Annotated in this window: 11 protein-coding genes; 8 read left to right on the top strand and 3 right to left on the bottom strand. The window is 62.4% G+C overall.

Annotation, left to right across the window (positions count from 1 at the left end):
- Nucleotides 1–10 precede the first annotated feature (10 nt).
- The 3 genes from JJ869_RS00685 to JJ869_RS00695 form a co-directional block, all read right to left on the bottom strand.
- Nucleotides 11–1417 (bottom strand): aminomethyltransferase family protein, encoded by a 1407-nt coding sequence (locus JJ869_RS00685; RefSeq protein ID WP_292263997.1) that lies wholly within the window; start codon nt 1415–1417, stop codon nt 11–13.
- 24 nt (nt 1418–1441) lie between these two features.
- Nucleotides 1442–2170 (bottom strand): GntR family transcriptional regulator, encoded by a 729-nt coding sequence (locus tag JJ869_RS00690; protein WP_292264000.1) that lies wholly within the window; start codon nt 2168–2170, stop codon nt 1442–1444.
- A gap of 136 nt (nt 2171–2306) precedes the next feature.
- The gene (locus JJ869_RS00695; RefSeq protein WP_292264001.1) at nt 2307–3200 is read right to left on the bottom strand and encodes an AraC family transcriptional regulator; all 894 of its coding nucleotides are present in this window, start codon (nt 3198–3200) and stop codon (nt 2307–2309) included.
- Nucleotides 3201–3336: 136 nt separating this feature from the next.
- Between JJ869_RS00695 and JJ869_RS00700 the strand changes: the two genes are divergently transcribed.
- The 8 genes from JJ869_RS00700 to JJ869_RS00735 form a co-directional block, all read left to right on the top strand.
- Complete coding sequence (locus JJ869_RS00700) at nt 3337–4767, top strand: aldehyde dehydrogenase family protein (protein WP_292264003.1); 1431 nt, start codon at nt 3337–3339, stop codon at nt 4765–4767.
- A gap of 13 nt (nt 4768–4780) precedes the next feature.
- Nucleotides 4781–5983, top strand: a complete 1203-nt coding sequence (locus JJ869_RS00705; RefSeq protein ID WP_292264005.1) for an amino acid ABC transporter substrate-binding protein — start codon at nt 4781–4783, stop codon at nt 5981–5983.
- A 54-nt stretch (nt 5984–6037) separates the two neighbouring features.
- Nucleotides 6038–6904 carry a branched-chain amino acid ABC transporter permease gene (locus JJ869_RS00710; RefSeq protein ID WP_292264007.1) on the top strand — a complete coding sequence of 289 codons (867 nt, stop codon included), beginning with the start codon at nt 6038–6040 and terminating at the stop codon, nt 6902–6904.
- A complete protein-coding gene (locus JJ869_RS00715) occupies nt 6901–7836 on the top strand; it encodes a branched-chain amino acid ABC transporter permease (protein WP_292264009.1) in 936 nt (311 codons plus the stop codon). The genes JJ869_RS00710 and JJ869_RS00715 overlap by 4 nt, the downstream gene beginning before the upstream one ends.
- Nucleotides 7833–8570: an ABC transporter ATP-binding protein gene (locus JJ869_RS00720; protein ID WP_292264011.1), complete on the top strand. Its 738-nt coding sequence runs from the start codon at nt 7833–7835 to the stop codon at nt 8568–8570. Before JJ869_RS00715 ends, JJ869_RS00720 begins: the two co-directional genes overlap by 4 nt.
- Entirely contained in the window at nt 8563–9717 is a 1155-nt protein-coding gene (locus tag JJ869_RS00725; RefSeq protein ID WP_292264012.1) for an ATP-binding cassette domain-containing protein, read from the top strand. The genes JJ869_RS00720 and JJ869_RS00725 overlap by 8 nt, the downstream gene beginning before the upstream one ends.
- 4 nt (nt 9718–9721) lie before the next feature.
- The gene (locus tag JJ869_RS00730) at nt 9722–11197 is read left to right on the top strand and encodes an aldehyde dehydrogenase family protein (RefSeq protein WP_292264014.1); all 1476 of its coding nucleotides are present in this window, start codon (nt 9722–9724) and stop codon (nt 11195–11197) included.
- Nucleotides 11198–11220: 23 nt separating this feature from the next.
- Nucleotides 11221–11879, top strand: a 659-nt coding sequence (locus JJ869_RS00735; protein WP_292264016.1) for an SPFH domain-containing protein, incomplete at its 3' end; no start/stop codon positions are given.

Below are 11879 nucleotides of genomic sequence, written 5' to 3' on the forward strand. Positions count from 1 at the left end.
TTCGTGCCGATCAGACGGCTTTTGTCCGCCAGCTGTTCTCAGCATAGCTCGAACGGGCTTCGTTCGAATACGGTGTCGGCGACACACGGACACGAATTTCGGCCTGTTTGTGCTGCTCGGTCGAGGTTTTTGCCGTGTCATCGCTTTCACCCCAGCGCAGAGTGAGGACATCGCCCACCTCGACGCTCTGGTCCACGACGCCAAGCGAAAGCACGCAGCGTTCGTTATAGCTGTAGCCGTTGAACATGCTCATGCCGACCATTTTGTCACCGTGCATGACCATATCCACCGACGAGGACGCGTAGTTCGGCTGCGGGAAGTCGATCCACTTGTAGGGGATGCCGTCCTCAAACGCCGATGCGATGACCTTGAGCACATCTTCCTTGTTCCACTCGAAGGTGACTTTCTTGCGGTTGGTCTTGCTCTCTTTCATCTTGAGAAGCGCGTCCTTGCCGATGAAGTCGTCCTTCTTCCAGCCGATGTAGAAGTCGTAGCCCAGTTCGAACGGGTTCACGTAGTAGTCTTCGATGTTGTCGCTGATGAAGCTGCCGCCGATGGCGCCTGCCGCTTCGTACATGTCGGTGCCCAGCCAGTCGCGGTAATCGGCCAACATGCCGTCGCCGGTGTAGATGCCCGGCAGCGGTGACGGAATCCAGCCCGACTCAAGCGTGTTGGTCGAATAGGCGCGGCTGCCGCACTGGACTAGATCAACGCCTGCATCGCGCGCCGCCTGAAGGATGGTCGAGTGGATGTAGTGCTTGTCCTCATACGGGCCCCAGACTTCGAGACCCGGCGCACCGGACATGCCGTGGCGCAGCGCCTGCACCTTCTTGGAGCCGATATTGATCCAGTCGACGTGGAAGAACTTGATGTCCGGGATCGGTCCGCCATTCATCTTTTCAAAGATCTTCGGCGCGTCCGGGCCCTGAATCTGGTAGCGATAATGGGTGCGCAACACGCGCTCGCCTTCGGGGCGCGATGTGGAGCGAGGGTCGTGCTTGATCCGGACGTTCCACTTGCCCCAAGCGGCGGCGAACATCAGCCAGTTGGAGGTCGGCGCACGGCCGACGAGGATGAACTTGTCCTCACGCTCGCGGAAGATGATGTGGTCTCCGATCACATGACCAGCGGGCGTCACAGGCACATAGTGCTTGGCGCGGTTCAGGTTGAAATTTCCGAATGCATTGATGCCGTGATAGGCAAGGAATTCCTCGGCCTGCGGGCCTTCGACAATCAGCTCGTCCATGTGGTGGGACTGGTCGAACAGAACTGCGGTCTTGCGCCACGCTTCCTGCTCTACCCGCCAGTTGCGGAATTCCGGTGTAACGACCGGGTAGACATACATCCCGATCTGGGAATTCCGAAGCATTTCAACGGGATTTCCCCATTCCTTCATCTTATCTGACAAGCTCGGCATAGGTGTGATTTCCTCCAAAGGTAATTATTCTGCAGATAGTAGAGACAGGCCGGGCACGCGCGTCGCGACCCCCGGTCCGGCATTGGCGAGATAGTCCAGGTTGCGCCGCGCAAGGCGGGCGTGTTCGCGCGCCAGATGTTCGGCGCGCGCGCCTTCCCGGGCGCGGATCGCCTCGAGGATGGCACGGTGTTGGTGCTGCGCACGGACGAGCGATGCGCTGAAATCCGGGATCAGTTCCTGTTCGCGCAGGAAAGCGCTGGGGGATGCCAGAGGCAGGCGGCTGACACGGTCGGCTTCGCGCTGAATCAGCTGGCTGCCCGCCAGACGCGCCATGAGCAGATGAAACGCCGCGTTTTCAGAGATATAAGCCTCGAAATCAATATGTTCGGGATTGGTCAGCGCTGTGTCGATCCGGTCCAGTACACGCTCGGCTTCGGCCAGGGCATCTGGGTCTGCGCCTCGCTCTGCCGCGATGCGGACAGCGGTGCCTTCGATAACGCCACGCAGTTCGATCGCGTCATTGATGTCGTCCAGCGTGAAGCGCGCGGCGCGGCACCCGCCGGTTTCGATCCGTTCCAGCAAGCCTTCGGCGACAAGACGGTCCATCGCCTGACGCAGCGGCGTGCGCGACAGGCCAAGCCGTTCTGCCAAAGCCACTTCGGGCAAACGCGTGCTTGCGGCGAATTCGCCGCTCATCACGAGCGACCGAAGGCCAAGCAGCGCCTTGTCGAACTGAGTCTTGCGATCAGACATGCACCCCCCTCAGAGCGCGCGCCGCTCTCCCCTGCGGCGTTCTGATCATTTCGTAGATTGTATACAGAAATCTGTCAATCTCGGATTTATACGCTGAAAATGCGAGACAATGCGAATTCCTGTATACAGAAATGTGCTAAGGCCAGTCGAATGGCCGCGCAGGATCGGACACGCCCTGCTCTAAACCCTTGAGAAAAGACAGCCTGTAAGCGCCCGGCGGCTGGTTGGCGTGGCGTACGAAAAACCGGCTGAACTGCGCCGCGGACCCGAAGCCCAGCGCGCTTGCGATCTCGTTGACGGACCGCCCCGAGGTTTCCAGCAGCAGCCGCGATTCGATCATCACCCGCCGGTCGATAATGTCCTTAGGGCCAAGCCCGCGCACCCGCTGGCAGATGTCTCCCAGTCGGTCCCGCGTCACACCCAACGTTTCCGCGTATAGCGACACCGACCATCGGTCGCGGAAATGCCGTTCGACCAGCGTGCTGAACCGGGTAAAGGCGCGATGCGACGGGCTGGCCCCCTGCGGACCATCGGAATAGGACGGCGCGGACCGCAGCAGTTCGATCAGGATCACCCGCAGATAAGCCTCGACCACCACATGGGCCGCGACAGCATCGTCCTCCAATTCGCGGCGTATCCCGGCAAAGGCTGTGCGCAGGGCGCCTCTGCGTTCGGATGCAGAGGTGAGCGGCACCGTCAGCTTGTGATCGGCCACATCGCGCAGGTCGCGGGCTTCGGGCAGGTGCCCGATGGTGTTGCCCAAGGCGCTCGCGCTGAGCAGCACATAAGTTCCCACCGTGCCCGCATCGAAGCGCAGGCGCGACGTGTCATCCCAGGGTCGCCATGCCAGCACGGGCGCATTGATCCGGTCTTCCTCGCCCGCCAATACAGCACCGCCCTCTTCCAGCAGAACGGCACACCAGGACGGGCCACGCAGGCTTTCCGCCAGACCGACGATGCGACTGCGCAATCCCCCGGTCAAAGCCCCGGCGCGCACGGTGGCGGAGTCGTGAAAACGCAGATCTGGCATCAAGAATCCCGCAAAATGATAACTTATTGCCGCAAGATATCATTTACTCTGCGCAAGTCAGCACGATTTTAGAGATATGCCGTGGGGAGACGGCCCGTTCAGTGAGCCTGGGGAGGAGCATCTGTACGAAACCCGCTTGATAATTGCCGGGCGACACATCGCGCCTGATCCGGTGGTTGCGTTCGAACGACGCGACCCTGTCTCAGACGCCGTGGTGACCCGCGCCGCCGCCGGACGCGCGGCCGAAGCACGCGCTGCTGCTGTTGCTGCAGCCAGCGCCTTTGCCGATTGGGCAGCGACCCCAGTGCGCGACCGGATCGGCCTTTTGCAGGCTGCGGCCGACGCGCTTGAGGCGCATGCGGACGAGGTGGTCGATATATCCTGCGCCGAAGTGGGATCGTCCCCGGATTGGGTGCGCTTCAACGTTGGATTGGCCGCGGCAATGCTGCGGCAGACCTCTGATCTGGCCGAGGTCCTCGACAATACGGAAAGCCCGGTGGAGGGCCATTTTCTGCGGCGCAGACCGGCTGGTGTGGTGCTTGGTATCGCGCCGTGGAACGCTGCGGTCACATTGGCCACCCGTGCCGTGGCCGCGCCCTTGGCCTGCGGCAACACGGTTGTGTTGAAAGGCTCGGAACTTTGCCCCAAGACGCATGAATGGGTGGCGGAAACGATCTGCAATGCCGGTCTCCCGGATGGGGTCTTGAACTACATCACCAATGCGCCAGACCACGCGGAAGAAGTGGTGGATGCGTTGATCGCCCACCCGGCTGTGCGGCGTGTGAATTTCACTGGCTCAACCCGCGTCGGGCGCGAAATCGCGATGAGTGCGGCCAAGCACCTCAAGCCGTGTTTGTTGGAACTGTCCGGCAAGGGCACGGCGGTGGTTCTGGCAGATGCCGACATCGACCTTGCCGCTCGCGCCATCGCCCATGGCAGTTTCTTCAACCAAGGCCAGATTTGCATGTCGACCGAACGGGTGATCGCAGACACGTCGGTTGCGGACGCTCTGGTCGCACGCTTGGCGCGAGAGGCCGAGGCGCTGCGCTTTGAACCCGGTCAGGCCAGCCCCTTGGGTGCACTGATCAGCCCGGCGGCGGCGGTGCGGGTGCGGGCGATGATCGACGATGCGGTCTCAAAAGGCGCGGTTCTGGTCACTGGCGGCGAACTGTCCGGCGGCGGCTTGCAGCCTGCGGTGCTGGACCGGGTTGCACCGGGAATGATGCTTTACGACGAAGAGGCGTTCGGCCCCGTGACCGGTGTGATCCGTGTCGGTGATGCGGAAGAAGCGCTGGCCATCGCCAATGACACGGATTTCGGCCTCGTGGCATCGGTCTTCAGTCGCGACACGGCTGCGGCGCAGGACATGCTCTGCCAGATCGAAACCGGGATCGGCCATGTCAACGGCTCGACCGTCTATGACAACCCGCGCCTGCCCTTCGGCGGCGTCAAAGCGTCAGGCTATGGCCGCTTTGGCGGGCGCGATGCGGTGACCGAATTCACCGACTGCCAATGGATCGCCAAGCACGACCAGCCCTCGCCCGAGGGCAAAACCAACAACCAATAAGGGAGGACGACACATGAAACGCAGAAACCTATTCGGATTGGCCGCGGCCCTGACCGTTGCCACCGCATTGAGCGGCCCGCTTGCCGCACAAGAGACGCTCAAGATCGGCGCGGTTGGCCCCAAGACCGGCCCGCTTGCCGGTGGTGGTGCGGTCACGTTCTGGCCGAACGTGCAGCTTTGGGCACATGACGTGAACGAAGCCGGTGGCATCGACGTCGGTGGCACCAAGATGATGGTCGAGATCATCGAATACGATGACCAGACCAACCCGGGTGAGACCATCAAGGCAGTGCAGCGACTGGCAACGCAGGACGAGGCGGATTTCATCCTCGCACCTTATGGGACCGGCCTGAACATTGCGGCGGCCCCCATCTTTGAACGCTATGGCTACCCGATGGTTACGCACACAGCGATTTCCGACCAGATCGCGGACCTGTCGAGCAAGTTCCCGAACATGTACTTCCTGCTGGGCGGCGCGACCGGCCTTGCAGGCGGTGTCGTTGACGTGTTGACCCAGATGCGCGACGCAGGAGAGATCGGCAACTCGGTCGCCATGGTCAACGTGGCAGATGCGTTCGGCATCGAACTGGCCGAAGCCGCGCGTCCTCAGTTCGAGGCCGCCGGGTTTGAAATCGTTTACGACTCGTCCTACCCGCTCGGCACGCAGGACCTGTCACCGGTTATCAACGGCGCAAAGGACTCGAACCCCGATGCGTTTGTCGCGTGGTCCTATCCGCCTGACACGTTTGGTCTGACCGAACAGGCGCAGATCGCGGGTCTCGCTCCCAAAGCGTTCTACACAGCCGTGGCCACCGCGTTCCCGTCTTACGGCGCACGCTTTGGAGCCGCGGCTGAGGGCGTGCTCGGTGCAGGGGGCGTGTTCGCCGATGGCGACGCGTTCAAGGATTACGCAGCCCGCCACGAAGCCGTGACAGGCGCGAAGCCCGACTTCTGGGCCTCTGCGCCGGCCTACGCCTCGTTCCAGATCCTGCAGCAGGCCATCGAGGGCGCTGGCACCACGGACAAGGCGGCTGTGGCGGAATACATCGCCAACAACGACTTCGACACGATCATCGGCCCGATCACATGGGACGAGAACAACTCGAACGCCAAATACTGGACCGTGGGTCAGTGGCAGGGCGGCGTGTTCAAGGGCGTGGCCTCGACCGGTCGTGACGGTGCCGTTCCCGCAATGCCCAAGACCGGCTGGGAATAATCCCGCGTTGGCCCCGGCAGGTCCGGGGCCATCCACACCTAACCCGGAGACCACATGGATATTCTGATCACAGGGCTTTTGCTGGGTGGCACCTACGCGCTGATCGCGATGGGGCTGAACCTGCAATATGGCATGGCAAGGATCATGAACCTCGCCAATGGGGAATTCCTTGTGGCCGGCGGCTTTGCGGCCTTCTGGTTTTACACGGCGGGTCAGGTCAGCCCGCTTCTGACGCTCTTCATCGTGGCGCCTCTGGCGTTTGGGTTGAACTGGCTGATCTATGTCGTGATGCTGCGCCCGCTGGTCAAACGCGCCAAGTCGCATGGCCAGCTTGAGGTCGACGCGATCCTGACCACCTTTGGCCTCGCCTTCGTATCGGTCGGCATCATGCTGGCGCTGTTTGGCGGTGACTACTTTTCCTATTCCTACCTCGCCCGTCCCATCACCCTGATCGGGGACACATACGCACTGAATCGCGTGACCGCAGCCGTGGCGGCAGTGATCATCTGCGGTGGCTTGTGGCTTTGGCTGAACCGCACCCGAGCGGGCATGTCGATCCGGGCGATTGCCGTCGATCCGAAAAGCGCGCGGCTGGTGGGCATCGATGTGCCCAAGCTGTCCGCGTTGGCCTTCGCCCTTGGCGGGGCCGTGACCGCCGTAGGCGGTGCGTTGATTTCCACCTTCCTGATGCTCGATGCCTCGACCGGCGTGCTCTTCACGCTCAAGGCACTGGTGATCGTGATCATGGGCGGTGTCGGTGACGTGCGCGGCACCATCGTCGCAGCACTCTTGCTGGGTATCCTGGAGACATTCGTAGCCACGTTGATCGACCCCGGTCTGACACTGGCTGCAGCCTATCTGCTCTTTGTCCTCATCCTGCTATTCCGTCCGCAGGGCCTGTTCGGGAGGCGCACAACATGACCAAGCGCGACTGGCAGTCCATCACCCTCTCGGCAGTTTTGCTGGCAGTTGCCGCCTGCCTACCGCTGACCGGCGATGCCTATATGCTGTCCATCGGCATCACCATCGCGATGTATGCCGTTCTGGCGACAAGCTGGGCGCTCTTCTCTGGCCCGACCCATTACATCTCGCTGGCGACAGCGGCGTTCTTCGGGCTTGGCACCTACACCACCGCCATCGGGATCGAGAACGGGCTGAACTACTGGGTGACGCTGCCCATCGCGGCCGTCCTTGGCGCGGTGCTGGCAGTGCTGGTCGGCTTGGCGACGCTCCGCCTGTCGGGGGTCTATTTCGTGATCTTCACGTTGGGTCTGGCCGAACTGGTGCGGCAGGTGGTGACGTGGGGGCAGAACTTGTCGGGTCAAAAGGGCCTCTACGTTCTGACCGACATCACCGAGGTCCACATCTACTGGCAACTGCTGGTCCTGGCCGCAATCGTCTATCTGACCGGCTGGGCCATCGGACGGTCGCGCCTTGGCTTTGCCCTGCGCATCATCGGGGATGATGAAGAGGTCGCGCGCCATTCCGGCATCAACACGTCGCGGGCGAAGATCCTGCTGTTCATGGTGTCCGGAGCCACCGCTGCCGTGGTCGGGTCGATTCTGGCACCGCGTTACATCTACATCGAACCCGCGCTGGCGTTTACGCCGATGCTGTCGTTTCTCGTGGTGATCATGGCACTGCTCGGTGGCACGGGTCGGCTGTGGGGGCCGCTGGTCGGCGTGATCCCATTCACCCTGCTGTGGGAGGCGATCTCGTCCAGCTTCCCGAACCAGACGACGCTGCTTCTGGGCCTCAGCTTTCTGGTGATCGTCTACCTGCTGCCGCGCGGGTTTGTCGGCCTGATCGAAAGCGGCAAGCGGAAATTGCGGGAACGGGAGGCGTTTGCATGACGACCGGAGCCATCGTTCTGTCCCTGCGCGGGGCGACCAAACGCTTTGGCGGGCTTGTCGCCGTGAATGACATGGATTTCGACGTGACCGAGCACGAGGTGCTGGGTCTGATCGGCCCGAACGGGTCGGGCAAGTCTACGACGCTGAACCTGATCTCCGGCGCGTTGAAACCGACCGAGGGCACGATTTCCCTGCGCGGCACCCCGATTTCGCATCTTTCCGCGGCGGACATCGCCCGGCGGGGCATTGCCCGGACGTTCCAACTCGTGCGCCTGCTGCCGTCGATGACCGTTCTGGAAAACGTCCGCGCCGGTGCCGTGTTCGGCCATCGCCGCCGCTGGGGGGCCGAGGCGGATGCACATGCACTGCGTATGCTGGCGCTGGTAGGGCTGGACCGCAGGGCGAACGCCCATGTCGGCGAGCTGACCTATATCGACACCAAACGTGTCGAACTGGCCCGCGTGCTGGCCTCGGAACCCAAGGTTTTGCTGCTCGACGAATGGCTGGCCGGGCTGAACCCGACCGAGCTTGAGGAAGGCATCGCGCTGATCAAACGGCTGCGCGACGAAGGGCGCACGATCATTCTGGTGGAACACGTGATGGACGCGATCCGGTCGCTGTGTGACCGCTGTGTCGTGATGTCCACCGGCACCAAGATCGCCGAAGGCACGCCCGAAGAGGTGCTGTCCGATCCCGAAGTGATCCGCGCCTATCTGGGGGATGACGATGCTTGAGGTGCGCAACCTGTCCGTCAGCTACGGCAAGCACCGCGCCTTGGACGGCGCATCGCTGCGTGTCGGCAAGGGCGAGATCGTCGTCATACTGGGCGCCAACGGCGCCGGAAAATCGACGCTGCTCAAGGCGATCTGCGGGATTTGCGAGGGGCATGTCGCGGGGGATGTGAACCTCGAAAGCGCGCAATTGGTCGGGGAGAAACCGCACAAGATCGTCGAGGCCGGGATCGCACTGGTGCCCGAAGGACGCGGCGTCTTCGGCGATCTGACGGTCGAGGAAAACCTGACGCTGGGCGCTTATGCCGAACGGGCAAGGGATGACGAGGCGGGCAATCTGCAACGGGTGCTGTCGCTGTTCCCGAAGCTGGGTGAACGCCGCAAACAGACCGTGCGCACCATGTCGGGTGGCGAACAGCAAATGGTCGCCATCGGCCGCGCAATGATGTCGAACCCGTCGATCCTAGCTTTGGATGAGCCCTCGCTGGGTCTGTCGCCGCTGCTTTGCAAGGACCTGTTCGAAAGCCTGCGCTTGGTGAAACAGGCGGGCCTGGGCATCCTTCTGGTCGAACAGAACGCCAAGCAAAGCCTGCTCATCGCGGATCGGGGATACCTCTTGGAGAACGGAAATATCGTGCACGAGGATGATGCAAAGCGGCTGGCCAATGACCCGGCGGTGCAGAAGGCCTATCTGGGCGGCAGCGGTGCTACGACCGGGGCGAAGCGCCCTGCCCCGGCTCCGATGCCGAAACCGGGAAGCCCGCGTCCTGCGGCGGGGCCAAAGCCAAGCGACATTGCAGCAGCCGCGATGAAATCGGTCGGCGCACTTGCGCGATCTGCTCCGGCGGCCAAACCTGCTGCACCTGCACCCAAACCAGCACCCGTCACGAACGGTGCGACACCAGTCCCCAAACCAAATGCGCCGAACATCGCTGATCTTGTGGCCAAAGCCAGCGCCGCCGCGTCACGCCGCAACGGGGCCGCGCCGACACCGCGTGCGCCCGTGCCACGGCCTGCGGCCCCCCACGCCACAGGACCAGCGCAGCCCTCCATCCCTGACTTCAAGTCCTCGTCGGACCGGTTGCGCGCCATGATCGAAGACATCGAAGCGGCGGCCCGCCGCGCTGAAACCTACAAGCCAAGGAGATAACGCCATGCTCGACTCGACCTCCTCTGCGCCCACCATCCGAGGCCTATATATCGGAGGCAGCTGGGTGCCTGCCGCCCGCACGTTTGATGATCTGAACCCGTCGGACAATTCGCTCTTCGCCCGTATTCCCGATGGCAGCGCCACCGAAATGGACCGCGCCATTGCCGCCGCTCAGGCCGCGTTCCCGGAATGGTCTGGCAAGACCTTTCAGGAGCGCGCCAAGATGCTCCTGCGCATCGCGGATGTCTGGGAAAGCCGAAAGGACGATTTCATCCACGCCGTGATGCACGAAGGCGGCGGCTGGTTCGGCAAAGGCGTGTTCGAGGCAGGCTTCGTAGCGGAGATTTTCCGCACCTCCGCCTCGCTCTGCTATCAAGCGACAGGCGAGGTACTGCCCTCGGCTGATGGCAAGGTGTCGATGGCCACGCGTTGGCCGCTGGGTGTGGTCGGCGTGATCTCGCCTTGGAACATGCCGGGCATCCTGACCTCGCGCGGCTATGCGGCCGCATTGGCGGCGGGCAATTGCGTTGTGCTGAAACCGTCCGAGGACACACCCTATTCCGGTGGGCTTTTCCATGCTGAAGTGCTTGAGGAAGCGGGCGTTCCGGCAGGGGTGTTCAACGTCATCACCTGTTCGCGCGAAAGCGTCGGAGAGGTCGGCGACGCCCTGATCGAAGACCACCGTGTGAAGGCGATTTCGTTCACCGGGTCTACCGCCGTGGGCCGGCACATCGCGGCCAAATGCGGCGCGCATCTCAAGAAGTGCTGCGTCGAACTGGGCGGCAAGGACTCGATGATCGTGCTGGAAGATGCCGATCTCGAAAAGGCCGCAGAGGCCGCCAATTTCGGCAGCTTCATGCACCAGGGTCAGGTGTGTATGTCGACCGAAAAGCTGCTGGTGCATGAAAGCGTCTATGAACCCTTCATGCAGAAATTCCTTGCCCGCGCGGCCAAGCTCAAGACCGGGCATGTGAACGACAAGACCAACGTGATCGGCCCGCTGGTGAACACCCGTCAGGCACACCGTGTGAAAGCACTGATCGACGATGCCGTTGCGAAAGGCGCGCATGTCGCTTTGGGCGGGAACGCGTGGGAGAACTTTGTCGAACCCACCGTGCTGACCCATGTCGACCGTTCCATGGACATATGGCACGATGAAACCTTCGGCCCCGTTGTCATCGTCGCACCGTTCCGCACCGAAGACGAGGCGATCGAGATGAACAACGACACGGAATATGGTCTGACCGCCGCGGTCTGGACCGCCAATGAAGGCCGCGCGCTGCGTATGGCCGGGCGGCTTGAGACCGGGATGGTCCATGTCAACGATCAGAACATCAACGACGAACCGCAGGTGCCGTTTGGCGGGGTCAAGGCGTCGGGCGTGGGCCGCTATGGCGGGCGTTGGTCGCTAGATGCGTTTACGGAATTACGGTGGATCACGCTCGAACGCGGTGGTCGCCATTACCCGCCGGTCTTTTGATCAGCGTTTAGGGAGGATTACACATGACAGCCCTTGGATGGATCATCCTGCTTCTGGTCATTGCCGCAATCGTGGTCGTGCTGGCCGCGTGGTTCTATGAACGCGCCTCCAATGAAATCAGCCTTGTGCGCACCGGGGTCGGTGGTCGGAAGGTTGTGATCGACGGAGGCACTCTGGCCATTCCGTTCTTTCACGAGATCAGTCGCGTCAACATGCAGACGATCCGAATGGAAGTGATCCGCGCGGGCGACAGCGCGCTGATCACCAAGGACCGGATGCGCATCGACGTGGGGGCCGAGTTCTACGCCTCGGTCCTGCCCGAAGAGGCTGCCATTGTGCGCGCCGCGCAGACGCTGGGCAAACGCACCTTCCAGCCAGATCAGCTCAAGTCGCTGATCGACGGGATGATGGTCGACGCTCTGCGGTCGGTCGCAGCACAGATGACCATGGACGAGTTGCACGAGAACCGCTCGGACTTTGTGCGCCAAGTCCATGAAGCACTGGCTGACACGCTGGTGAAATACGGGCTGCAACTGGACAGCGTGTCCCTGACCGCGCTGGATCAGACGCCATTTTCGTCTTTGGACGAAAACAACGCTTTCAACGCGGTGGGCATGCGCAAGCTGGCTGAGGTGATCGCCAAATCGAAGAAAGAACGCGCGGAAATCGAGGGCGAAACCGC

The organism is Marivita sp. (assembly GCF_017643905.1).
Taxonomy (GTDB): domain Bacteria; phylum Pseudomonadota; class Alphaproteobacteria; order Rhodobacterales; family Rhodobacteraceae; genus Marivita.